Origin of the sequence: Roseobacter sp. TSBP12, from assembly GCF_009129705.1 — a bacterium.
Lineage (GTDB): Bacteria > Pseudomonadota > Alphaproteobacteria > Rhodobacterales > Rhodobacteraceae > Celeribacter > Celeribacter baekdonensis_A.
Genome location: NZ_PYIB01000044.1, coordinates 14,235 through 38,876, shown reverse-complemented (window position 1 = coordinate 38,876; position 24,642 = coordinate 14,235). Strand labels below are relative to the sequence as shown.

At 58.5% G+C, this 24,642-nt stretch carries 22 protein-coding genes and 2 riboswitches; of the genes, 12 read left to right on the top strand and 10 right to left on the bottom strand.

Annotation, left to right across the window (positions count from 1 at the left end):
• Positions 1-17: 17 nt before the first annotated feature.
• Together gcvT and gltX are read right to left on the bottom strand one after the other, a co-directional pair.
• The gene (gene gcvT / locus C8029_RS13210) at positions 18-1,145 is read right to left on the bottom strand and encodes a glycine cleavage system aminomethyltransferase GcvT (protein WP_040403005.1); all 1,128 of its coding nucleotides are present in this window, start codon (positions 1,143-1,145) and stop codon (positions 18-20) included.
• Between the two features lie 108 nt (positions 1,146-1,253).
• Positions 1,254-1,343: riboswitch (glycine riboswitch) on the bottom strand.
• Position 1,344: 1 nt separating this feature from the next.
• Positions 1,345-1,432: riboswitch (glycine riboswitch) on the bottom strand.
• A gap of 127 nt (positions 1,433-1,559) precedes the next feature.
• Complete coding sequence (gene gltX / locus C8029_RS13205) at positions 1,560-2,882, bottom strand: glutamate--tRNA ligase (RefSeq protein ID WP_009573864.1); 1,323 nt, start codon at positions 2,880-2,882, stop codon at positions 1,560-1,562.
• A gap of 97 nt (positions 2,883-2,979) precedes the next feature.
• Here gltX and C8029_RS13200 point away from each other — a divergent pair, with 97 nt between their 5' ends.
• Together C8029_RS13200 and C8029_RS13195 are read left to right on the top strand one after the other, a co-directional pair.
• On the top strand, positions 2,980-3,408 hold the full coding sequence (locus tag C8029_RS13200) for a metallopeptidase family protein (RefSeq protein ID WP_009573865.1): 429 nt from the start codon (positions 2,980-2,982) through the stop codon (positions 3,406-3,408).
• 110 nt (positions 3,409-3,518) lie between these two features.
• The gene (locus C8029_RS13195) at positions 3,519-4,448 is read left to right on the top strand and encodes an MBL fold metallo-hydrolase (RefSeq protein ID WP_009573866.1); all 930 of its coding nucleotides are present in this window, start codon (positions 3,519-3,521) and stop codon (positions 4,446-4,448) included.
• A gap of 63 nt (positions 4,449-4,511) precedes the next feature.
• Here C8029_RS13195 and C8029_RS13190 read toward each other — a convergent pair whose 3' ends face one another.
• Both C8029_RS13190 and C8029_RS13185 read right to left on the bottom strand, forming a co-directional pair.
• Entirely contained in the window at positions 4,512-5,510 is a 999-nt protein-coding gene (locus tag C8029_RS13190; RefSeq protein ID WP_009573867.1) for a DUF6976 family protein, read from the bottom strand.
• Between the two features lie 12 nt (positions 5,511-5,522).
• Complete coding sequence (locus C8029_RS13185) at positions 5,523-5,732, bottom strand: hypothetical protein (RefSeq protein WP_009573868.1); 210 nt, start codon at positions 5,730-5,732, stop codon at positions 5,523-5,525.
• 206 nt (positions 5,733-5,938) lie between these two features.
• Between C8029_RS13185 and C8029_RS13180 the strand changes: the two genes are divergently transcribed.
• Positions 5,939-6,892: a 1-phosphofructokinase family hexose kinase gene (locus C8029_RS13180; protein WP_009573869.1), complete on the top strand. Its 954-nt coding sequence runs from the start codon at positions 5,939-5,941 to the stop codon at positions 6,890-6,892.
• Here C8029_RS13180 and C8029_RS13175 read toward each other — a convergent pair.
• The 3 genes from C8029_RS13175 to C8029_RS13170 form a co-directional block, all read right to left on the bottom strand.
• Positions 6,889-8,016, bottom strand: coding sequence for an Hsp70 family protein (locus C8029_RS13175; protein ID WP_353617605.1), 1,128 nt, complete (start codon positions 8,014-8,016; stop codon positions 6,889-6,891). The genes C8029_RS13180 and C8029_RS13175 overlap by 4 nt on opposite strands.
• Entirely contained in the window at positions 7,959-8,132 is a 174-nt protein-coding gene (locus C8029_RS22985) for a hypothetical protein (RefSeq protein ID WP_353617604.1), read from the bottom strand. Before C8029_RS22985 ends, C8029_RS13175 begins: the two co-directional genes overlap by 58 nt.
• A 183-nt stretch (positions 8,133-8,315) precedes the next feature.
• On the bottom strand, positions 8,316-9,974 hold the full coding sequence (locus C8029_RS13170) for an NAD+ synthase (RefSeq protein ID WP_009573871.1): 1,659 nt from the start codon (positions 9,972-9,974) through the stop codon (positions 8,316-8,318).
• 295 nt (positions 9,975-10,269) lie between these two features.
• Between C8029_RS13170 and C8029_RS13165 the strand changes: the two genes are divergently transcribed.
• On the top strand, positions 10,270-11,730 hold the full coding sequence (locus C8029_RS13165; protein WP_193217653.1) for an MORN repeat-containing protein: 1,461 nt from the start codon (positions 10,270-10,272) through the stop codon (positions 11,728-11,730).
• 746 nt (positions 11,731-12,476) lie between these two features.
• On the opposite strand, the gene C8029_RS13155 is transcribed toward C8029_RS13165, so the two are convergent.
• Positions 12,477-13,748 carry an NAD(P)/FAD-dependent oxidoreductase gene (locus C8029_RS13155; protein WP_152003064.1) on the bottom strand — a complete coding sequence of 424 codons (1,272 nt, stop codon included), beginning with the start codon at positions 13,746-13,748 and terminating at the stop codon, positions 12,477-12,479.
• Positions 13,749-14,246: 498 nt separating this feature from the next.
• On the opposite strand from C8029_RS13155, the gene C8029_RS13150 reads away from it, so the two are divergent.
• From C8029_RS13150 to C8029_RS13115, 8 genes are all read left to right on the top strand, one after another.
• Entirely contained in the window at positions 14,247-15,824 is a 1,578-nt protein-coding gene (locus C8029_RS13150) for a 2-isopropylmalate synthase (RefSeq protein ID WP_009573875.1), read from the top strand.
• A 74-nt stretch (positions 15,825-15,898) separates the two neighbouring features.
• The gene (locus C8029_RS13145; RefSeq protein WP_009573876.1) at positions 15,899-16,354 is read left to right on the top strand and encodes a zinc-binding dehydrogenase; all 456 of its coding nucleotides are present in this window, start codon (positions 15,899-15,901) and stop codon (positions 16,352-16,354) included.
• A gap of 280 nt (positions 16,355-16,634) precedes the next feature.
• Entirely contained in the window at positions 16,635-17,672 is a 1,038-nt protein-coding gene (locus C8029_RS13140) for a rod shape-determining protein (RefSeq protein ID WP_009573877.1), read from the top strand.
• A gap of 62 nt (positions 17,673-17,734) precedes the next feature.
• Positions 17,735-18,643, top strand: coding sequence for a rod shape-determining protein MreC (mreC, locus tag C8029_RS13135; protein WP_009573878.1), 909 nt, complete (start codon positions 17,735-17,737; stop codon positions 18,641-18,643).
• A gap of 52 nt (positions 18,644-18,695) precedes the next feature.
• A complete protein-coding gene (locus C8029_RS13130; protein ID WP_100220157.1) occupies positions 18,696-19,175 on the top strand; it encodes a rod shape-determining protein MreD in 480 nt (159 codons plus the stop codon).
• Entirely contained in the window at positions 19,172-21,091 is a 1,920-nt protein-coding gene (gene mrdA, locus C8029_RS13125) for a penicillin-binding protein 2 (RefSeq protein ID WP_009573880.1), read from the top strand. Before C8029_RS13130 ends, mrdA begins: the two co-directional genes overlap by 4 nt.
• The gene (gene rodA / locus C8029_RS13120; protein ID WP_009573881.1) at positions 21,088-22,236 is read left to right on the top strand and encodes a rod shape-determining protein RodA; all 1,149 of its coding nucleotides are present in this window, start codon (positions 21,088-21,090) and stop codon (positions 22,234-22,236) included. Before mrdA ends, rodA begins: the two co-directional genes overlap by 4 nt.
• Positions 22,233-23,165, top strand: a complete 933-nt coding sequence (locus C8029_RS13115; protein ID WP_009573882.1) for a 2-hydroxyacid dehydrogenase — start codon at positions 22,233-22,235, stop codon at positions 23,163-23,165. The genes rodA and C8029_RS13115 overlap by 4 nt, the downstream gene beginning before the upstream one ends.
• A 39-nt stretch (positions 23,166-23,204) precedes the next feature.
• Here C8029_RS13115 and C8029_RS13110 read toward each other — a convergent pair whose 3' ends face one another.
• Together C8029_RS13110 and C8029_RS13105 are read right to left on the bottom strand one after the other, a co-directional pair.
• Positions 23,205-24,008, bottom strand: coding sequence for a hypothetical protein (locus C8029_RS13110; protein WP_009573883.1), 804 nt, complete (start codon positions 24,006-24,008; stop codon positions 23,205-23,207).
• Positions 24,005-24,604 carry a uracil-DNA glycosylase family protein gene (locus C8029_RS13105; protein WP_009573884.1) on the bottom strand — a complete coding sequence of 200 codons (600 nt, stop codon included), beginning with the start codon at positions 24,602-24,604 and terminating at the stop codon, positions 24,005-24,007. Before C8029_RS13105 ends, C8029_RS13110 begins: the two co-directional genes overlap by 4 nt.
• Positions 24,605-24,642: the final 38 nt, after the last annotated feature.

Sequence of the window (24,642 nt, the reverse complement as noted above, 5' to 3'; positions counted from 1 at the left end):
GTGTCCCTTTGATCAATTTAGCGTTTGTAAGTGGAAGGCCGGAACGGCATATCCGCGACCGTAACGGGCAGCCGTTTGCCGCGCAATTCCGCATAGATTTCGGTGCCGATTTTTGTGAACTCTGCGGGCAGGTAGCCCATTGCGATGGGGCGTTCCACCGAGGGGCCGAAGCCTCCCGAGGTGATCACACCGATCTGATCCGCGCTCTCACTGGTGGCAAACAACGGCGTGCCTTCGCGCATCGGCGCACGGCCTTGCGGCAAAAGCCCGACGCGCTTGCGCTCCGCGCCGTTGTGCAGTTCAGACAGGATGCGATCCGCGCCGGGGAAACCGCCCGCGCGTGCGCCCCCGGAACGGCGCGTCTTTTGCATCGCCCAAGCGATATTGCCCTCGACCGGTGAGGTGGTGCTGTCGATGTCATGACCATAGAGACACAGCCCGGCCTCAAGTCGCAGGCTGTCGCGCGCGCCAAGACCGATGAGTTCGACCGCATCCATCGCGACCAATGTCTTTGCAAAATCGACCGCCTCACCCGCTGGCACAGAAATCTCAAACCCGTCTTCGCCAGTGTAGCCCGAGCGTGAAATCCACCACTCGGAACCGCCCACAGCAATGCGCAGCGAGTCCATGAACCGCATTTCAGCCACCTGCGGCACGATTTGTGCAAGAACAGCTTCGGCTTTCGGGCCTTGCAGCGCCAAAAGTGCACGATTTGTGATCTCTGTCACAGTGACATGGCCGGGCAGATGGGTGATCAGATGGGCGATGTCTTGCTGTTTACAGGCGGCATTGACCACAAGGAACAACGCGTCTCCGGTATTGGAAATCATCAGATCATCCAAAATACCACCCGCGTCATTGGTGAACACGCCATAGCGTTGCCGCCCCGGCTTCACCGCCAAAACATCGACAGGCGCCAGCGTCTCAAGCGCCAAACCCAGCGCCTCGATGCCCTCAGGCGAGGTCAACATCACCTGCCCCATATGTGAGACATCAAAAAGCCCCGCCTCAGCCCGCGTGTGCAGATGTTCTTTCATCACGCCCAGCGGATATTGCACCGGCATGTCATAGCCCGCGAAGGGCACCATTTTGCCGCCCTGCTCGACATGAAAATCATAAAGCGGTGTCCGTTTGAGCCCCGTCATCTCACTCATCTGTTCCGTCTCCTTGCGCCATTGCGCCTAAGGGTCTGCGCCTAAGATAAAGCCGAAGGGTCGATGACGCCCGGCACCTTGACGGGTCTACGCCCGCCCGATGCCCCCTCTGTCTTGTGCGCCTGAGATCGTTATCCCTTCGGCGGATGCCCTCTTTGCAAACAGGCACCTCTCTCCAGAGTTTTGCGCGCACGAAGGTCCGTTTACCTGAGAGTTTACCGGGGCGGTTGCTCCTTCGGTACGGGTTTGACCTGCGAGTCTCCCGTTCTCCCAACGTGCGATTGAACGCGACGATATGCGAGCCGTGGATTCGGCGCAAGAGGGGAAGTTCCTATCGGAAACACGACATGAAAAAACCGCCGCGCGGTTCTCCCGGCGGCGGTTTGTCTTTCTCAAAAGCAGCGTTTAAAGCGTTGGCTTTTTCTGCATCAACGGCATGACATGGGACATGTCCGGCCCGCGTTCCATGCCCGTCACCGCCTTGCGCAGCGGCATGAACAGGCCCTTGCCCTTACGCCCTGTCGCGTCTTTGACGGCGCTGGTCCACTCTTTCCATGTCTCGCTGGTGTAGGGCGGTTCCGGCAAAAGCGCATAGGCGGCGGGGATGAAATCCTTGTCCTCGTCAGAGATCAGCGGCGTCGCGCCATCGCGGAACAGCTCCCACCACCCTTTCATATCGGCTTTGACGGTGATGTTTTCGCGCACCACGGTCCAGAACGGTTCGGCAATCTCAGCAGGCACGCCAAGGGCGGCCACCTCGTCGGCCACATCCGCAAAAGGACGGGCGTGATTGACTTGGGCGGTCAGGGCGAACAGGTCCTGCACGTCGAATTTCGTCGGCGCAGAGCCAAAGGTCGAGAGATCAAAGCCCTCGATCAGCTCGTCCATGGACGTGCGCACCTCAACCGGCTGGCTCGATCCAATCCGCGCCATCAGCGACAAAAGCGCCATCGGTTCAACACCTTGCGCACGCAGGTCGCGCAGACTCAGCGTACCAAGACGTTTGGACAGCGCCTCGCCTTGCGGCCCCGTCAAAAGCGAATGGTGAGCAAAGCTCGGCACAGTGCCACCCAAGGCTTCGATGATCTGAATTTGCGTTGCGGTGTTGGTGACGTGATCCGAGCCGCGCACGATATGGGTGACGCCAAAATCGACGTCATCACAGACGGAGGCCAGCGTGTAGAGAAACTGCCCGTCGCCGCGGATCAGCACCGGATCGGAGACCGAGCCCGCATCAATAGAAATATCGCCAAGGATGCCATCGGCCCAGTTGATCCGCTCTTGGATCAGCTTAAACCGCCAATGGCCATTGCCGCGCTCAGCGCGCAGTTTGGCTTTTTCCTCATCGGACAGGGTCAGTGCGGTGCGATCATAAACAGGCGGCTTGCCCATATTGAGCAATTTCTTGCGCTTCAGATCCAGTTCGGTCGGCGTTTCAAACGCCTCGTAAAACCGCCCCTTATCGCGCAATTCCTGCGCCGCCTCTTCATAGCGCTCAATGCGCTCGGATTGCTTTTCAAAGCGATCCCAAGTGAAGCCCAGCCATTCGAGATCCTCTTGAATCCCATCGGCATATTCCTGTTTCGACCGCTCCTGATCCGTGTCGTCGAGACGCAGGATAAACTGCCCCCCGGCCTTGCGCGTGATGAGGTAGTTGAACAACGCTGTGCGCAGGTTGCCGACATGGATGAAACCCGTGGGAGACGGGGCGAAACGTGTGACGATCATTTTCGAACTCCTGTTGCGCTTCCTCTTTCATATCGCAGGCAAAGAGTCCATATCGCAACCTGTGTTCAGATGTGAGAAAGCCGCAAAGGAAAGCCCCATGACAGACGTGCCATCCCTGCCCCCGCTTGCGGCCATTGCCCCCGACCTTGATCAGATCGAAGACATCGCCCGCGCCACCATGGCCGCCCTGCCGCCCGCGTTCAAAGTGCTGGCCGTGCAATTGGGCCTGGCGGTGATGGATTTCGCGCCCGAGGATTTGTTGGCAGAAATTGGTATCGAGGACCCGTTTGAATTGACCGGGCTTTACACCGGAATCCCGATGACCGAAAAATCGACCATGGATCAGGCGACGGCGCCGGACACGATTTGGCTGTTTCGCCGTCCGATTTTGGATGAATGGGCGGCGCGTGGCAATGTGACGTTGCAGCAAATGGTGGCCCATGTGACCGTGCATGAATTGGCGCATCATTTTGGCTGGTCGGACGAGGACATCGCTTCGATAGACAAATGGTGGGAATGGGACTGACGCCCCGCTCACGACCGCGTGATCTCATGTTTGGCTTTGCCCAAACCGTGCTATCTTTGCCTTCACGAAACCCGTTTCCAACACGAGAAACCTGTTCCGGGAGGACGCACATGACGACCACACCCTATCTGTCTCGCCGCCATCTGCTTTTGGCCGCCGCTGCCACGCCCTTGGCCTCTGCCTTGCCCTTTTCTGCCCGTGCCGATGCGCCGATGATGGGTGCAAGCCTGGCCCCCTATCGTCGCTTTAAACTGGGCGCGTTCGAAGTCACCACCTTGTTGGCCGGGACCCGCACCGTGCCAGATCCCCATAAAATCTTTGGTCTCAACGCCAGTGACGAAGAGTTTGCGGCCGCCTCGAAGGCCAATTTCATCCCAACAGATGCGGCGCAGTTCTTTTTTACGCCCACATTAATCAACACCGGCTCAGAGGTGATCTTGTTTGACACCGGTCTATCGCCCGCAGGCACAATTGCCGCGATTGAGGCGGCGGGTTACACCGCCGATCAAATCGACCGCGTGGTGATCACCCATATGCATGGCGACCATATTGGCGGCATCTATGAGGGCGCGCCGACCTTTGCCAATGCCAGCTATTCCACAGGTGAGGTTGAAATGGACCATTGGGACATGTCCGGCAACGACGGGTTTGAGGCCAAAATCCGCCCAATCCAAGATCAATTCGACCTGATGAAAGAAGGTTCTGCGGTGGCCTCCGGCATCACCGCAATGGAAGCCTTTGGCCACACACCGGGCCATTTGGCCTTTCACGTCGAGAGCGAAGGTGAACGCCTGATTTTGGGCGCCGATTTCGCCAACCACTATGTCTATTCATTGGCCCACCCGGATTGGGAGGTGCTCTATGACACCGACAAATCCATGGCCGCACAAACCCGGCGCAACATGTTGGACATGATGGCCACGGATCGCGTGCCCTTCATTGGATATCACATGCCGTTCCCGGCGCTTGGCTATGTCGCCGCCCGCGATGGTGGGTTTGACTATGTCCCGGCGTCCTATCAGACCATGATCGAGGGCTGACCCCCAACGAATTTCAGGCCAACAATGGCCGCAGATGCTTCTGCGGCCATTGTTGGAATAAATTCAGGCCACGGCGCTTTGTACCAAAGGCTGAACGCCGACGCGCACCATCGTTTGATTGAGCAGGATATAGGCGATCTCACCAAAGGTCGCAGGGCCGGTAAACGTGCCCGTGCTTTTGCCCTCAAGCTCACCATAGAGATAATTGAGGATACAGTTGCAGGACAATTCATTGGCCCCGTCGCCTTCAACTTTTGCAGCGAAACTGGCCGCATAGTCGCCCGTCGGCTTGGCAATGTGATATTCCGCCCCGGCGACAACCGGCGCATAAAAGGCCACGCCGTTTTCTGCATCCACCGACTGGAACGACACATTGACCATAGCGCCAGCGTAATTGGCCACCAAAGGCAATTTCGTGTCGATGCCTTTTTGCGTCAAATAGGCCGCAAAATCAACGATCTCGCCATTCACAGACGCGGTTTTTGCACCGAAACCGTTCTCGGAGAAGGTGATGAGATCCGCCTCTGTATCGGGTTGGAACAGGTTCAGAATACCAATGTCTGCGACGTAGCCCGCAGGCATTTCGACGTGAAGCACCGCAGCCCCCTCTTCAAAGGACGCGCCGGTTGCGCCGTCAAAGATTTTTGGCGTGGTGGAACCAAGATCATCCAGATGCACACCGGTGATCCAGCCCAAAAGCGGCTGGTCGAAAACCCCCGGAAATTCCGCGCCCTTGATGGCAAATTCCGAATGCGCCTGTGAGAAGGCCGGGATCAAGATCATCGACAAGCCGTTGTCAAAGCGGTTCATCGACAGGTTGGCGAGATCATCCCCGGCATAGATCACGGCGCGCGCATCGGTGGCTTGATCAAGTTCGGTCACGAAGACATTTTCGCGATCCACTTTACCGCCCTCTTCGGTTACGAAATAAACCGAGGTGCCACCAATCCATTTGCCTTTCGGCAGTTGCGACAAAGCCTCTTGCGATCCCGCCAAAAGCAGCACCGCACCCTCATTGATTTTACGCGTGGCATCTGCCACAGACATCATGGAGTTCTTCATGTCGTTATCCTCTCAAAATGCCGCAAAATCGGCTTGGGCAAAGGCGTTTTTCTCAAAATAGGCACGCAGTTCGCCAATCTTTTCCTGAATTGCGGCGGGGGCATTGCGCACCTCGCGCCGCAGGCGCGTGATCAGAATTTTTGTGGCGAGGCTGGCGCTTGAAAGATCACCATCCGAGGTCAAAACGCGCTGCCAGCGCGGGTCAGTTGCAGCAGGAACCATTTGCATCTCCCTAAAAATTAAAACTCGAACATGCATTGCACGTCTCGTTGCTTTCTGACGTCCACAGATTACTTTCCGCTTAATTGTTGCGCGCAGCTTGCGAAAAAATTGATGAAAAATCGTTGTTCGTGACCTGCATCAAAGATGTTAACGCTACCACGCCTAGAGTGATGTAAAATGTGACTCACCCAGAATTGGAGACGCAGATGGCACAGATCCTCACGATCACACTCAACCCGACTGTGGACCTGTCCACCAGTGCCGCCTCTGTGACCCCCGGCCCCAAATTGCGCTGCACAACTCCTGAGGCGGACCCCGGCGGCGGCGGCATCAATGTGTCGCGCGCGATCCGGTTTTTGGGCGGGGAAAGCACGGCGTTCACTGCTGTTGGTGGCGAAACAGGGGCGCTTTTGTTGCGGCTTTTGGCCGAAGAACGCGTGCGCTTTACCGCCTTTTCGGTCTCCGGCGGCGATACCCGGCAATCCATGGCGATCACCGACCAATCTACCGGCGAACAATACCGCTTTGTCATGCCCGGCCCCTATTGGAACCACGACATGGTGGACGAATCGCTCAATGCCATCGCCGCCGCGGCCACCGTTGACGGGATCGTGGTGCTGTCCGGCTCGCAACCTCCCGGCGTGCCGATAGATTATACCGCACGCCTCTCCCGGCGCCTCTCGGCCCATGGCATTCAGCTTTTTGTCGACACCTCGGGGGCACCCTTGCATGAATTGGTCAAACATCCGGCCAATCCCTATGTGTTGCGAATGGATGATGTGGAGGCCGAAGACCTCGCCGGGCGCGCCTTGCCGACCCGCACAGACACCGCCGATTTCGCGCAGGCCCTGGTCGAGCGCGGCGTGGCCGAAAATGTCATCGTGGCGCGCGGATCGGACGGGTCGACCTTGGCCAATGCCACAGGCCGCTGGCACGCCTCGCGCGCCATTGATCCGGCTGACGTGGTCTCTGCCGTGGGCGCGGGCGACAGTTTTGTCGGGGCGTTTTCCATGGCCCTGACGCGGGGCGATACGTTCCAACAGGCGCTCTGTTTTGGCACGGCTGCGGCCTCGGCTGCTGTGCTGACGGCGGGCACGCAGCTCTGTTCAGCGCAGGATGTGGCGCGGCTTTTGCCCGGCTGTGTCTTGGTCGAGGTTTAAGCGCCTTGCCGCGCCTCGGATGAGGCCAAGGCCAGCCCGTCGATCACGGCGGTGAAGGCCTCGCCACGCAAGGCCCGCGCCTGTGGCAGCACCTCCTCGGTCGCGCGCGCCACCACATCCATCAGGCTAGATCCGCCAACGTAAACCACCGCACCAATGGCGTCAGGGGCAAGCCCCGCAAGTGCGAGTGTATCTCGGATCGCCTCGGACAGCTCGGCCCGGTTGCCCGCCAAACAGACCGCCAAATCGGCAGGTGTTAAGGGCGCAGACAGGCCCTTTTCCACCAAAGACAGGTTCACGGCCGCATCCTTGCCGCCATTGGCACCGATCTTGGCCGCTTCCACGGCAAAGGCGATGTCATGGCCGAGCTCGGCCTCAAGCACCTCGATCAAACGCACCAATTTTTCCGGTTCAACCGCGTGACGGGCCAGATCGCGGGCCAGAGACAGGGTGTCACGGGTGTAGAGAAACGGGATTTTCTGCCAAGTCGCCAGATCGTTGAACAGGCTGGCGGGCACGGGCAAACGCCCCTCTGCCAAGGCGCGGCGCACCTCGGTCCCGGCACCGAGCAAGGGCATGGCGTGGCGCAGGCTGAGCGCACGGTCGAAATGCGTGCCACCCAGACGGATGCCGTGGGAGGCGAGGACCTCGGCGCGGCCATTCGCTTTGCGAAACAGAGTGAAATCGGACGTACCGCCACCGATGTCCACCACCAAACCGATCTCTCCCGCGGCCAAATCGCGTGCAGAAAGCGCCGCCGCTTCGGGTTCGGGCAGAAAGCGAATATCGGAAAATCCGGCCATCGTATAGGCCTCGCGCAGGTCGCGTTCGGCCTGTGCGTCCATCGCGGCATCGCGGGAATGGAAATGCACCGGCCGGCCAGAGACCACACCAGTGACCGGGTTGCGCAGTTGATCTTCGGTGCGCACACGCAAGTCACGCAGGAACAGCGCGATTACATCCAAAAGGCTTTGCCTTTTGCCGCCAATGGGCCGGGTTTCGCGCAACAAAGGCGTGCCCAGAACGGATTTGAGTGCCCGCATATAGCGCCCCTCTTCGCCGTCAATCAGCGCGCGGTTGGCGGCAGAGCCAAGCCGCATCCCGCCTTTCGGATCAAAAAACACCGCCGTCGGCAAAGTCTTTTCACCGGGTTCCAGTTCGACCAGCCAAGCTGCCCATTCACCGCCACGCCGACGGCGGAGTTGGACGTGCCGAAATCGAGACCAACGGTGAGATCCATGACGCGCTCCTCAATCAGAAAGTCGCGGTCATAGGCGTTGAGGCGGTGGGCGTAAAGCCTTAATCCGCCTTAAAGCGGCGGGGCAAAAATCCTTCTTCACCGGTTTTGACCCCACCGCGCGCACCCTTGATATGTGGCACGACGTTTCCATTCAAACCTGTCTCAGGTTTTCGTCGAAACGGTTTAACTCGGATCACGCCAGCCATTGGCAATCGGATAGCGGCGATCAAGCCAAAACGCCTTGAGCGTCAGGCGCGGACCGGGGGCGGATTGAAAGCGTTTATACTCGGAAATATAGAGCAGATGCTCGACCCGCTTCACCGTCTCGCGCGCATAGCCTTTGGCCACCAGATCGGCCACCGATTCCTCATGATCCACCAGCCCTTCGAGGATCGCGTCCAAGACCTCATAGGGCGGCAGGCTGTCGTCATCGCGCTGATCGGGGCGCAGCTCGGCCGAGGGCGGTTTGTCGATGATCGCCACCGGGATGACCTCGCCTTCGGGGCCTTTCATCCACGGACGGTGATTGGCATTGCGCCAACGGCATTGCTCGAAGACGCGGGTTTTGTAGAGGTCTTTGATCGGGTTATAGCCGCCGTTCATGTCGCCATAAATCGTGCAATAGCCCACAGCGACCTCGGATTTATTACCTGTCGTCAACAACATAGAGCCGAATTTATTGGACATCGCCATCAGCAACAGACCACGCAGGCGCGATTGGATGTTCTCTTCTGTGGTGTCAAACGGCAGATCGCCAAAGATCGGCGCAAGCGTGTCGGTGATCGCGTCCCGCCCCGCCTTGATTGGCACAAAATCATAGCGACAGCCCAGCCGCGTGGCGATGTCTTTGGCATCCTCAAGCGAGCCTTGCGAGGTGTATTCGGACGGCAGCATCACGCAATGAACGTTTTCGGCACCGATGGCATCCGTGGCGATGGTGGCAACAATCGCGCTGTCAATCCCGCCGGACAGGCCCAAAATCACCTTTTTAAACCCGGTCTTGCCAAGGTAATCGCGCAGGGCCTCGACCATGACCCGGTAATCTTGCTCCCACGCGTCGGGGTGATGGGCAATCTCACCCTCCTCGGCGACCCATTTCCCGTCGGTCAGGGTGAAATCGACATGGCGGAGGCATTCATCGAACACCGGCAGGATATGCGCCGGGCGACCATGCCGGTTGAGCACGAAAGAGCCGCCGTCAAAGACCTGATCATCCTGCCCGCCAACCATGTTGAGATAGACCAGAGGCACATCGTTCTCGGTGACGCGCGACACCATATGGGTCAGGCGCACATCGAATTTGTTGCGAAAATACGGCGACCCATTGGGCACCAGTAGGATTTGCGCCCCGCTTTCAACCTGCGCCTCGGCCACATCTTCGTGCCAGGCGTCTTCGCAAATCGGCGAACCGATCCGCAACAGGTTGATCGCGTAAGGTCCCTCAATCGGACCTTCGGCAAACAGGCGCTTTTCGTCAAATACATTAAAATTCGGCAAGTGATGTTTGCGCAGGACTTGTTTGACCCGGCCCTCCGCCAGAATCCAATAGCCATTATAAAGCGCATCACCGTAAGCATATGGCGCGCCGAGACCAATGGCCGGGCCATCCAACGTCAGCGCCGCAAGCTCTTCCATCATCGCCATGGCCGTGTTCACAAGGATCGGTTTCATCACCAAATCCTGCGGCTGATAGCCGATCAGGAACAGTTCGGGAAAAGCGATCATATCCGCCTTGGCGGCTTTGGCCTCGGCATAAGCGGTGCGCACTTTCTCGGCATTGGCGGCGATCGCGCCCACGGTGGGATTGAGTTGCGCCATGCTCAGGCGGAATGTCTCGGTCATGCTCACAGGTCCTGTCTCTGCGTACCGTTGGGCCATGCCTTTGGGCCGGACCCGCTGGCCTTGCCCTTGGGTTTAGCAGAAAGACCGGCAAGGGAAAGCCGATTGGGGCAAAAACATTTGAAGAGGCCCGCGCTTATCCTTAGGCTGCGCGTGACCGCGCGGCGAGAGTTGAAGTAAACGGCTTGGCGCGCAGGGCTGTGCGGCGATCGGCCCATGGACCACCACCCATATGACGGACCAGCATGACTGGGATGAGGACAACATAGTGACACGCAAGCGTTTCGCGCGCCCCCGGATGGGCCTGACAAGTCTGATGGCTTTGGTGGCATGGATGCCCCTATGGAGTCCCATGACGGCTCTCGCTCAGGACAATGGCAAAGTGGTCACCCACCAATTTGACGAGGGCGGCGTCTATGAGGGCACCTTTACCGATGGCCAACAAGATGGCGTTGGCACCTACCGCCTGCCCAATGGCTATGAGTACACCGGCGAATGGGTGAAGGGCGAAATCAAAGGTCAGGGCATCGCGCGGTTCACCGACGGATCGGTCTATGAGGGGGCGTTCGAGAAAGGCAAACCGCATGGGTTTGGCAAAATCACCTATGCCGATGGCGGCACCTATGAGGGTGATTGGGTCAATGGCGAGGCCACGGGATCAGGCGTGGCGGTCTATGCCAATGGCGTGAAATACGAGGGCGGATTTTTGGCCGCAAAGCTGCATGGTCAGGGCCGGATGGAAAGCCCCTCCGGCTATGTCTATGAGGGCGGCTGGGTCAATGGTGCCAAAGAAGGCCGGGGCAAAATCGCCTATCCCGAAGGCGCCACCTATGAGGGTGAAATGTCGCGCGACACCCGCCATGGCAAAGGCGTTTTGACCACCCAAGACGGGCTGATTCTGGATTGCGACTGGGTTGAAAACCAATGCAATGGCACCGGCACGGTCACCCAGCCCAATGGCGATGTCTACGTCGGCAATCTGGTTGCTGGCAAACGTCAGGGCAAAGGCCGCGTGACCTATGCCAATGGCGATGTCTATGAGGGCGATTTCGACGATGACAAACGCCACGGCCAGGGCGTTTTCACCGGCTCGGACGGCTATCTTTACACCGGCCAATGGATCGACGGGCGCATTGAAGGCAAGGGTCAGGTGACCTACCCGGATGGCTCTGTTTACGTTGGAGATTTCCTCGATGACCTCTCGCACGGCACCGGCAAGATCACCTATCCCAATGGCACCACCTATGAGGGTCAGTGGCAATATGGCGTGATCGACGGCGACGGTGTGGCGCGCTATGCCAATGGGCTTGTCTATGAGGGCACATTCAAGAACGCGCAAAACCACGGCACCGGCAAAATGACCTATGTCGATGGCTTTGTGTATGAGGGCGATTGGGTCGAGGGTCAGCGCCAAGGCAAAGGCCGCGCCACCTATGCCGACGGCACGGTCTATGAGGGCGATTACGTGGCCGGCAAACGCGACGGCATGGGCACGATCACCATGCCCTCAGGGTTCACCTATACCGGCGAATGGGCGGGCGGTGAAATTCAGGGGCGCGGTGTGGCGACCTATGCCAATGGCGATGTCTATGAGGGGCTGTTTGTGGCCGGAAAATCCAACGGGCGCGGCACGATCACCTATGCCGATGGCCGCACCGTTTCGGGCGATTGGGTCGATGGCGCTTTGGTGTCTGCGGACACGCCCGCCACCACGCCTGACACCGAGGACACCCCAGCGGAAACGCCTGCGTCTGAGTAACTCACCAAGCACTTCGTCGCCCTTCCAGTCATAAAACCGTCCCGTTTGAGCCGCACTCAGGCGGGACATCAGGCAAAGGCAATGCGCCGCTGCCGCCTCGGGCGGGAGCTTATCACGGGCATAGTCTTTGGTGAAATCGGAGGCCACGGTGCCGGGGTGATAGGCAATCAAACAGGCCTGTTTATAGCTGCGCGCAATCTCGATCGCGGCAGTGCGGATCACTTGGTTCGCCGCCGCTTTCGCCGCACGATAACTGTACCAACCGCCCAGATGATTGTCGGAAATCGATCCGACCCGTGCGGTCAAGATGGCCACTGTCGAGGGCGCGTCCTTTGGCAAAAGCCGCGGCAGTTCGCGCAGCACCAATGCCGGACCGATGGCATTGGTGGCGAATTGATCCACCATGGCCTCGGCACTGAGCGCTTTCAGAGATTTCTCGGGCGGCAGCCCTGCCCCATCGAGTTTTCCTGTTGCTAGGATGATCAGGTCAAACGGGCCTTTGAGAGCCCCAAGATGACCCGTAACAGAGGCCGGATCGGTGACATCAAACCCATCGCGACTGCGCGAGAGGGCGGTGACGTTTGTGCCTTTTTCGGTGAGTGCGGCGACCAACGCGCCGCCAATCCCGCCCGAGGCCCCCAGAATGAGTGCATTTTTAAACATGCGTTAAAGATGGCGCGGCTTGGCCAAAAGAAAACCCCTCCCGATGCGGATCGGAAGGGGCCGGTCTTAACAGAGCACAAGTTTCAGTTCTTGAGCTTGTTCACTTTCAGCATTTTCATCACCATCCGCTCATAGAACGGCTCGGAGACGCCTTTGCGAACTTTGCGCATGAAGTACCATTCAAAGCCCAGCTTGGCCCAATGCACCCATTTGCCAGACGCCGCCCAGTTGACGTTGCGCGGTGGGTTTTGCGGCATGGCCAAAAATGCCGCCCCGCCATCGCCAAAATCGGCCAGACACAGCGCGTTCCATGTCGCGAGTTTTTGCGGCTCTTTGCCTGCCATCACCAGCGGGATGTTATGAGCGGTGGCGGTGACCATGGATTCGATCATGAACCCGGTTTTTGGTACGCCTGTCGGCACGGCGGTCGGCTCTTTCGGGGCAATCGCGATGCACACGCCGATGCCGAAGATGTTCGGAAACGTCGGGTTGCGCTGAAATTCATCAACGATAACAAAGCCGCGCGGGTTGACCAACCCATCGATCCCCATCAGCGCCGGGATGCCCCGGAAGGCGGGCAAAAGCATCGAATAGCTGAAGGGCAATTCATGCTCTTTCTTCGGTTTGCCGTCCTCGTCATGTTCTGTCACGAACACTTTGCCCTCTTCAAACCGGTTCACCTTGGCGTTGGTGATCCAGCGGATCGAGCGTTCGCGCATGATGGATTCGAGCATCCCTTTGGTGTCGCCCACCCCGCCAAGGCCAAGGTGGCCGATATAGGGTTCAGGCGTGACAAAGGTCATCGGCACCTGATCGCGGACCTTGCGGCGGCGCAGATCGGTGTCGATGGTCATGGCATATTCATAGGCCGGACCAAAACAGGACGCACCCTGAACCGCGCCGACGACAATCGGACCGGGATTGGCACAAAACGCATCCCAACCGTCGCCCGACACTTCGGCATGTTCGACATGACAGACGGAATGGGTGAAGCCTTTGGGACCAAAGCCCTCGATCTCGTCAAAGGCCAGATCGGGACCCGTGGCCAAGACAAGGTAGTCGTAGGTGACTTCTTTTCCGCTGTCCAAAATGATCTTGTTTTCCTGCGGGATCAGCTTTTTAGCGCCATCACAGATAAACGCGATGCCGCGCTTTCTCATCACCGGCTCAAGCTCGATGATCAGGTCTTTCTTTTTGCGCCAACCCACACCCGCCCAGGGGTTTGACGGCGTAAATTGAAAATAACTTTTGTTGGAAATCACCGTGATTGTGTCGTTCGGCCCCACGGTTTCTTTCAATTCATAGGCCTGAATGGTCCCCCCAAGGCCTGCTCCGAGTACAACGATATGCGCCATAATCTTCTCCCCTTTGTGTTTTCCCGCAACGCTTTGATCCGGGCGCGGGCCCGGTCTTTGGTTCAGTATACCACCGATTAAAGAGAACCGACTTGATCTGAGTCTTTGCGCAATCGGGATTTGTATGCATTGATATTCATAAACTTGAATTCAGTGAAAAGCCAATTTTGGGGTTTTCAACGCCGCATTGGCGCGTATAGTCGCCCCATGACGAACCAGGCACATATCCTTTTAGCGATCGCTGCCCAGCCCCTGCGCCTTTGCGCGGGCTTTCGTCGTGGCCTCCTTCTTCTTAGCTGCCTCTGAGCGTGCCTTCGGCGCGAGGCTCAGAGGTGACCAAATGCGCCGGATCACGCAGCTAAAGCCTTTTGCCATTCATTTGAGACACGGATTATGTGTAAAAGGGCTGCAACATTGCAATGTTGAACGGCGTTTTACAAAAATCTGTGCGCTAGGTTTTTCGCAAAACGCGTTGAGGACTATGAGAAAGATTTCAAAATGACCCAGACTTCCAAACAGGATCACGTCCTGATCTTCGACACGACCCTGCGCGACGGCGAACAAAGCCCCGGAGCCACAATGAGCCACAATGAGAAGGTCGAGATCGCTGGCCTGCTTGATGAAATGGGCGTCGACATCATCGAAGCCGGGTTCCCGATTGCCTCTGAGGGCGACTTTGAGGCGGTGCGCGACATTGCACTGAACGCGAAAAATTCGGTGATCTGTGGTTTGGCGCGCGCCAGCACGAATGACATTGATCGCTGCTGGGAGGCGGTGAAACACGCGCCGCGTGGTCGCATTCACACCTTTATCGGCACCTCGCCCTTGCACCGCGACATCACCGCGCTCACCATGGATGAGATGGCCAATAAAATCCACGACACCGTGACCCATGCCCGCAATCTGACCGACGATGTGCAATGGTCTCCGATGGATGCGATCCGCACCGAGCATGATTATCTCTGCCGCGTCGTAGAAATCGCGATCAAGGCCGGGGCAACCACGATCAACATTCCCGACACAGTCGGCTACACCATCCCGCGCGAAAGCTCCGACATCATCAAAATGCTGTTGCAACGTGTGCCGGGCGCGGATGAAATCATCTTTGCCACCCATTGCCACAACGATCTGGGCATGGCGACCGCCAACGCGCTGGCCGCCGTGGAGGCCGGGGCGCGTCAGATCGAATGTACCATCAACGGCTTGGGCGAACGGGCGGGCAACACAGCACTTGAAGAGGTCGTCATGGCATTGAAAGTGCGCAACGACGTCATGCCCTACAGCACCAGGATCGACACCACCAAGATCATGAACATCTCGCGCCGCGTGTCGCAGGTGTCGGGCTTCCCGGTGCAATATAACAAGGCCATCGTCGGCAAAAACGCCTTTGCCCATGAGAGCGGCATCCACCAGGACGGGATGCTGAAAAACAAAGAAACCTTTGAAATCATGCGCCCGCAGGACGTCGGCCTGGCGGGAACGTCGCTGCCTTTGGGCAAACATTCGGGCCGTGCGGCACTGCGCGCCAAGCTCGATGAGATGGGGTTTGCGCTGGCGGACAACCAACTCAAAGACGTGTTTGTGCGCTTCAAAGACCTCGCAGATCGCAAGAAAGAAGTGTTTGACGACGACCTGATCGCGCTCTTGCGCGACTCTGGTGCGGCCGAGCAAAACGAACGGATCAAGGTGAAATTCCTGCGCGTGATCTGTGGCACGCAAGCCCCGCAATCCGCCGATCTGATTTTGGAAATCGACGGCGTCGAGCATCAGAAAACCTGTGAAGGCGACGGCCCGGTCGATGCCACGTTCAAGGCGATCAAAGAGCTGTTTCCGACCACCGCGCGGCTGCAACTCTATCAAGTGCATGCCGTGACCGAGGGGACGGACGCGCAGGCGACCGTGTCCGTGCGTTTGGAGGAAGATGGCAAAATCGTCACCGGGCAATCGGCGGACACCGACACGGTGGTGGCCTCGGCCAAGGCCTATGTCAACGCGCTCAACCGCCTGTTGGTGCGCCGCGAAAAATCCGCGCCTGACGCGGATGTCAAAACGGTGAAATACACCGACGCCGGGTAATACAGCTACATGGCTTGATCCTTTGGGGCGTGCTTCGGTGCGCCCCTTTTCATACCCGGCACGCGTTTGCGCACATGGTATCTGAGTATCTGATCACTCCCGCACCAAACCCTCCCCGCTCCACTGATAACGCGGATTGGATCGCCAAAGCCAAGGCGCTTATCCGCGACATGGGTGCGCACGCGGCCATCGACTCCGTCGGCGGCGCTTTGGCCGAAGACCTCACCGCCTTGCTCGGATGGGAGGGGCTTTTGGTCACTTTCGGCACCGCAACAGGCGCGCCGCTCAAACTGTCGTCCGGGACGCTGATCACCAAACACATCACGATCAAGGGATTTTGGGGCGCGAAAGTCATCGAAAAGATGGACCCAGAAAAGCGTCGCACTCTCATTGTAGGGCTGATGTCATTGGCCGCGCAGGGCAAATTAACCCTCGACACAGAAGCGATTTTCCCGCTTGGAAAAATCCAGAACGCGGTCAAATCCGCCCTGATTCCGAGCCATAAAGGCAAGGTTTTATTGCGCCCGTAACGAAGGTTTCTGAGGCACGCGTAAAAATGTAGCGCAACGCCAACATGCACATATCGGGCACATGTGCCCCGAGTTATGCTTCAAAGATAATTGAAATAAGACAAACCCAACATTTCGGCCTGTCGCGTGTGAGACGTGGCAGGCCTCTCTACGTCGCCTGTGGCGAGACTTCGCCACCCTCTGGCAACCACGCCCTTTTACAAAACCTATGACGGTTCTATAAGTCCTCCGACATGGGGGATTCTCTCCTTTTGAACGACGACGGGGCATCAGGGACACTATGGCGGGATTTGGCGGGATTTTCTCCTCAGACATGGCAATCGACTTGGGGACAGCGAACACGCTGGTCTATGTGAAAGGCAAGGGGATCATTTTGAATGAACCCTCCGTGGTCGCCTATCACGTCAAAGATGGCCGCAAACAGGTTTTGGCCGTGGGCGAAGACGCCAAGCACATGCTCGGCAAAACCCCCGGCTCCATCGAGGCGATCCGGCCGATGCGTGACGGGGTGATCGCGGATTTTGACACCGCCGAGGAAATGATCAAACATTTCATCCGCAAAGTCCACAAACGCACCACCTTCTCCAAGCCCAAGATCATTGTCTGCGTGCCCCACGGTGCCACCCCCGTTGAAAAACGTGCGATCCGTCAATCTGTCTTGTCCGCAGGCGCACGCCGCGCCGGTCTGATTGCCGAACCGATTGCAGCCGCCATTGGGGCAGGCATGCCCATCACCGACCCGACCGGCAACATGGTTGTCGACATCGGCGGCGGCACCACAGAGGTAGCCGTTTTGTCCCTTGGTGACATCGTCTATGCACGCTCCGTGCGTGTCGGTGGCGACCGGATGGATGACGCGATCATCGCCTATCTGCGCCGCCAACAGAACCTGTTGATCGGCGAAGGCACCGCCGAGCGGATCAAAACCTCCATCGGCACCGCGCGAATGCCTGACGATGGGCGTGGCTCGGTTTTGGTCATCCGGGGACGGGATTTGCTCAACGGTGTGCCGAAAGAAATCGAAATCAACCAAGCGATGGTGGCCGAAGCCTTGGCCGAACCGGTGCAACAGATTTGCGAGGCCGTGATGGCCGCGCTCGAAACCACCCCGCCCGATCTTGCCGCCGATATTGTCGACCGTGGCGTGATGCTGACTGGCGGTGGGGCTTTGTTGGGCGATTTGGATCTGGCGCTGCGCGAACAGACCGGTTTGGCGATCTCCGTCGCGGACGAACCACTAAATTGTGTAGCGCTGGGGACTGGCAAAGCGCTGGAATTTGAGAAACAACTCCGGCACGTTATTGATTACGACAGCTAAGCCCTGCCGCGTGCAGAGCCTTTTTTTCGGCTGAGCCGTGACGAAGACGTCGGGAGCGAACCGTGGCCAAAGACAGAGGCAATTCAGAGGACTATGTCCGCCCGATCCGGCGTTTGCTGATCGGGATTCTGTTGCTGTGCCTTGTCGGGCTGTTCATCCTCTGGCGGATTGACAGTCCGCGCGTTGAGCGCATGCGCGCGCAACTCATTGATAAATTTGTGCCTTCTTTCGAATGGGCTTTGGTTCCCGTGACCAAAACCGTTGGCATGGTAGAGAATTTCCAAAGCTATCAACGCATCTATGACCAGAACCAGGAGCTCCGCCGGGAACTGCGTCAGATGCAGGCGTGGAAAGAGGCGGCGCTACAGTTGGAACAGAAGAACGCCAAGCTGTTGGACCTCAACAAAGTGCGGATCGACCCGAAATACACCTATGTCACCGGCGTGGTGATGGCGGATTCGGGTTCGCCCTTTCGGCAATCCGTGCTGTTGAACGTCGGGTCGCGCGATGGCATCCGCGATGGCTGGGCCACGATGGACGGAATCGGGCTGGTTGGACGGATTTCGGGCGTTGGCACCAACACCTCACGGGTGATCCTGCTGACCGACAGCAATTCGCGCCTGCCCGCCACGATCCAACCCTCGGGCCAACGCGCCATCCTGTCTGGCGACAACAGCAGCCGCCCACCTTTGGATTTCATCGAAAGCCCCGAACTTGTCCGTCCCGGCGACCGCGTGGTGTCGTCGGGCGATGGCGGCGTGTTTCCCACCGATCTGCTGATCGGACAGGTTGCGATGGGCCCGGATCGGCGCCTGCGGGTGATTTTGGCGGCGGATTACGAACGTCTGGATTATCTGAGGGTGCTCAGAACCCATGAGAGCGAACAGATCAGCGATCCGGGTGGGTTGATCCTGCCGGACACGCCATTGACGACCCTGCCGCAAGACGCGGAGGCCAATCCCGATGGTTGACCCGCGCACCACACGACGGTGGAGCTACAGAGTCGCGTTTCTCGCCCTCTCTATGATAACGTTTTTCTTTTATCTTCTGCCTCTTAAGGTCGGATACGGCCATTGGCCGGGACCGGATCTTTTGTTGGCGTTTGCCTTTGCATGGGTGCTCAGACGCCCGGATTATGTCCCGGTCTTTTTGTTCGCCGCGATCCTGCTTTTGGCGGATTTCATCTTTATGCGCCCGCCCGGACTATGGACCGCGCTGGCTGTGATCGGCCTTGAATTCCTGCGTCGGCGCGAACCGACATCGCGCGACATGTCCTTTGTTGTCGAATGGGCGATGGTGGCCGGGGTGATGCTGGCCATGGCGCTTCTGTACCGTTTCGTCCTGGCACTCTTCATGGTCGATCAAGCGCCTCTCATGTTGACGATTTTGGGACAAATTTCGACGGTGATCGCCTATCCGGCCGTCGTTCTGATATCCGCCTTGGCGATGAATGTGACCAAGATCACCCCGTCTGAGGCCGATGAGATGAGGTATGTGCGATGAGGCGTTCCCCCGCAGACACCGCGCAATCTGCCCGCAAAATCTCGCGTCGGGCGTTGTTTTTGGGCGGCAGCCAATTGGCGTTTATGGGCATTCTTGGCCTCAGAATGCGCTATATGCAGGTCGATCAAGCCGATGAATTCCGGCTTTTGGCCGAGGAAAACCGTGTCAAATTCCGGCTTTTACCCCCGGCGCGCGGGTTGATCTATGACCGCAACGGCGCGGTGATTGCTGAAAACGAACAGACCTTTCGCATCGTGATCCGCAAAGAGGACGCCAGTGAGTTGGACCAAGTTTTGGTCGAACTGGAGCGCTTGATCGGCCTGCCGCTTGAAGAACAGGAGCGTGTGCGCGCCGAGTTGAAAAAAGCCGGCCCTTCTGCCCCCGTGACCATCGCCGATCGTTTGAGTTGGGAAGCGTTTTCGTCCGTCTCCGCCAATGGTCCGGCCCTTCCGGGGGTAACGCCGGAGGTCGGCCTGTCGCGCCATTATCCGCTGCATGAGGATTTCGCCCATGTCGTCGGCTATGTTGGCCCCGTGTCCGATTATGACCTCTCGAAAATGGACAATATCGACCCGCTTTACCGCATTCCGAAATTCCAGATTGGCAAATCCGGAGCGGAAAGCCGACTTGAGGATGTTTTGCGCGGCAAGGCCGGATCGCTGCGGGTGGAACAAAACGCCTATGGTCGGATCATTCGCGAATTGGACCGTCACGAAGGCGAACCGGGGGTGAACCTGCAACTCACCCTGGATCGCAACATGCAAAATTTCGTGCAAGCCCGACTTGCCGGTGAAAGCGCCTCTGCGGTGATCATGGATGTGGAAACGGGCGACATTTTGGCCGCCGGATCGACCCCGGCCTTTGATCCAAACCTGTTCGTGCGTGGGATTTCTTCGGCCGCTTATAATGAGCTGTTGGAAAACGACCACCGGCCCTTGCCGTCAAAATCGGTTCAGGGCGCCTACCCGCCCGGATCAACCTTCAAAATGGTCACGGCCATGGCAGCGCTTGAAGCGGGCGTTGTCACCCCCGAAGATACGGTCCGCTGTTTGGGTCACACCGAAATTGGCGGACGACGGTTCCACTGTTGGAAACGTGCCGGGCATGGCAACGTCAATTTGGTCGGCTCCTTGCGCCATTCCTGTGACGTCTATTATTACGAGATGGCCCAGCGCGCAGGCATTGAAAACATCGCTGAGATGGGCCGCAAACTTGGGCTGGGTCTGCGCTATGATCTGCCGCTTCCGGGGATCAATTCCGGGCTCATGCCCGATAAGCAATGGAAACTGGAAAACCGCGGTGCCGAATGGGTGGTGGGCGACAGTTTGAACGCCGCCATTGGCCAGGGGTTTGTCCTAGCGACCCCCATGCAGCTTGCGGTGATGACCGCGCGTTTGGCAACCAACCGCGAGATCTTGCCCCGGATGATCAAATCCATCGACGGGGTGGAACAACACATCCTCGGCGGCGCGCCTTTGGGGCTCAATGAGAACATGTTGCGCTCGGTACGTCAGGGCATGTTTGAGGTGATCAACTCAAATCGTGGCACCGCCTTTTCTGCGCGCATCGAAGACGACACCACGAAAATGGCGGGAAAAACCGGCACGGCACAGGTCCGCTCCGCCGTGGTGAACAACAATAACGTGCCATGGATCGAACGCGATCACGCACTGTTCGTCGCCTTCGCGCCCTATAATGCGCCGCGCTATGCCGTCTCGGTCGTGGTCGAACACGGCGGCGGCGGCTCCTCTGTCGCCGCCCCGATTGCCCGCGACTTGATGCTCTATGCCCTCCATGGTGCGGTGCCACCTCTGGCCGCCTATCCAAGCTCGCAACGCAACACCATCCGCGAACGGTTCAAGGCCATGCCCCTGCGCGACCTCGATGGCGACGAGACCACAAGAGGCCGTGCATGAGCTATCTTGAAAGCACCCTCAAAACCATCCCAACCGGTCTGTCAAAAGTCCTTTATGTCAACTGGGCGCTGGTGCTGTTGCTGGCTGCCGCCGCCTCGGTCGGTTTTTTGATGCTCTATTCCAATGCGGGGGGGTCGTTCCAACCCTGGGCCGAGCCACAGATGAAACGCTTTGCCCTTGGCATGGTGGCGATGTTGATGATCGGCATGGTGCCGATCTGGTTTTGGCGCAACATCGCCGGTCTGGCCTATATCGCCTCGTTTACGCTGTTGATTTTCGTCGAATTTTTCGGCCATGTCGGCATGGGTGCGCAACGGTGGATTGATCTCGGGCCGATCAAACTTCAACCCTCCGAATTGATGAAAATCTCGCTGGTGATGTTGTTGGCGGCCTATTACGACTGGCTCGACATCGACAAGGTCTCAAAGCCGTTGTGGGTCTTGATCCCTGTTGTGTTGATCCTCATGCCCACAGCTTTGGTGCTCAAACAACCCGATCTTGGCACTTCGATCCTGTTGCTCGCGGGTGGGGCCATCGTGATGTTCGCCGCTGGCGTCAGTTGGTGGTATTTCGCCGCCGTCGCCGGTATTGCGGTTGGTCTTGTCGGCGCTGTGTTCGCCTCGCGCGGCACCTCTTGGCAGCTTTTGAAAGACTATCAATTTGCCCGGATTGATACGTTTCTCGATCCCTCCACCGATCCCTTGGGGGCGGGCTATCACATCACTCAATCGAAAATTGCTTTGGGATCAGGTGGTTGGACAGGTCGCGGGTTTATGCAGGGCACGCAGAGCCGGTTGAATTTCCTACCTGAAAAACACACCGACTTTATCTTTACCACCCTGGCCGAAGAATTCGGCTTTATCGGCGGCATCTCCCTTTTGGCACTCTATGCGGGGATTGTCCTGTTTTGTCTTGTCTCGGCGATGAACAACAAAGATCGCTTTGGTGCGCTGGTGACCATCGGCATCGCGGCAACGTTTTTCCTGTTTTTCGCAGTCAATATGTCGATGGTCATGGGGCTTGCTCCCGTGGTTGGCGTACCTTTGCCACTCGTGTCCTATGGCGGCTCTGCCATGCTGGTGCTTTTGGCCGCCTTCGGCATCGTCCAATCAGCGCATATCCATCGCCCAAGGGGCAAACGATGACCCTGACCCTGTTGTTTTCCGCCCCGGATCGGACATGGCCCGCCTATGAAACGGTGCTGCCTCAGGCGCTCAAAACGGCGGGGATTGACGCCGATCTGACGCGCAGCGCCGGCCCGGATGCGGTCGATTACATCCTCTATGCCCCGAACGACATGCTCACGGATTTCACCCCCTACACCCGCACCAAAGCGGTTCTAAGCCTCTGGGCAGGCGTCGAAAAAATCGCCCCCAACCCCACGCTCACCCAGCCGCTCTGCCGAATGGTCGATCCCGGCCTGGCGGAGGGGATGCGCGATTATGTGGTCGGGCATGTGATGCGCTATCACCTTGGGATGGACCGTCATATTCATGGCCTCAATGGCGCATGGGATCACATCACCCCGCCTTTGGCGCGCGACCGCTCTGTCACGGTGCTGGGTTTGGGTGAACTGGGACAAAGCTGCGCGCGGGCGCTGGCCGCCCTTGGCTTTCACGTCACGGGATGGTCGCGGCGTCCGAAACAGATCGCAGGCCTGACCTGTGTCAACGGCCCCGAAGGCCTCAAATCGGCGTTAAAGACCGGAGAAATCGTCGTGCTGTTGCTGCCCAACACGCCACAGACGGAAAACACTCTGAACGCAGAAACACTGGCGCTTTTGCCCAAGGGCGCACGGATCGTGAATCCCGGACGTGGCAGTTTGATCGACGATGATGCCCTGCTGACCGCCTTGGACGCAGGCCAGATCGGTCACGCCACTTTGGACGTGTTCCGCACCGAACCCTTGCCGCAAGAGCACCCCTATTGGGCTCACCCCAGCGTCACCGTCACGCCGCATATCGCCGCGGAAACCCGCGCAAAAACCGCCTCAGAGGTCATTGCGGAAAACATTCGCCGTGGCGAGGCGGGTGAACCGTTTTTACATCTGGTCGATCGCGCGGCCGGTTACTGAGCCCCGCAGCCCCCCTTTACCGTGACCTAAATACTCACATCACCGCAGTTTCGGCGGGGCATTCGGGTCCATGCCGGGCGCGGCGGGGCCGGTTTGCAATGGTTCGGGGTCTGGCAAATCGAACCGCAGGCCAAAACGGGCAAAGGCGGCACAGAGCGGATCGGAGGATTTGAAAAACGCCACATCCAGCGCCCCGGCCTCGACGCCCGAAAAAATCAACGCCTCGGACACAAGCCGCGCCAAGACATCTTCGGAACCGGGAATGTGATCAACGAAGGCCAAGAGATGCGAGCGCACCCCGTCCTCGTATGTCACCCCTGACAGGTAGACCAACCGCGCCAATCCACCCGCAATCGCCAGTTTGGCGTCCAGCGCGGTGACCAAAATCTCGGGCAGGCCATGCGGCGGAAAAATCTCTTTGGCTTTGCCATGGGTCTCAGCGGGGGCATTGCCCAGAGTGGCGTGCAGCCAATCGACCGCAGTCCCCGGCAAGAGCATTTCGGAAGGGGCCACAGACAGGTTCAACCCCAAGCCAAAGCCAGAGCCCGCCAACATTTCGGTCAGCACCCGCCCGGACATCGCCGCATAGGGCGCGCCACCGGCGAATTCGGCCAAACGCTGTTCACGGTCAAAGGCCAAGACGAACTGATCCTCTTCGACCGGAAACACTTTGGGCGTGATCGGACCTTCGCCGTCATGTTCTTCGTCCAAAAGCAAAAACCATTCGCCATCCGCGACACGTTCAAAAAACCGCAACCGGGCGGTGTCGTCATCCGGGGCGGCTTGCATCGCGGCATGGGCACGGTCAATGGGGGTCTGTGCGGAAGCAGTGAGTTCGGTCATGGCAGGTCCTTAAGGCTGGCCCGAAGGCAGACGCGCAGCTCGGGCAAAAGTTCGGCCTCAAACCACGGGTTTTTCTTAAGCCAACCCGTATTGCGCCAAGACGGATGAGGCAAGGGAAAGACGCGCGGCGCATGATTGCGCCAGTCGCGCCAATTGCGCACTGTCTCTGTCAACGCAGTTTTCACCCCAAGGTGATAGCGGATCGCATGCAGCCCCACGGGCAAGATCAGATCCACCTCGCCCAACGCGGTCATCACCTGATCGTGCCATGTCTCGCGGCACAGTCTGGGCGGCGGAATATCCGCGCCTTTGGCGTCATAGCCCGGAAAACAAAACCCCATCGGCACGATGGCAATGCGGTCGCGGTCATAAAACGTTTCCTCATCCAGCCCAAGCCATGCGCGCAACCGGTCCCCCGACGGATCGGTAAAGGGCCGCCCACTGTCATGGACCCGCGCACCCGGTGCCTGTCCGGCGATCAAAATGCGCGCAGAGGGGCGAAACCACACCACAGGGCGCGGTGTGTGGGCAGTTGCCGTGGCGGCAAACCGGTCGGTACAGAGGCGACAGGCGCGTATCTCTTGGGTCAGGCTCATGGATTTGTTTTAGCGCATCGGTTTGGGTTTGACCACTT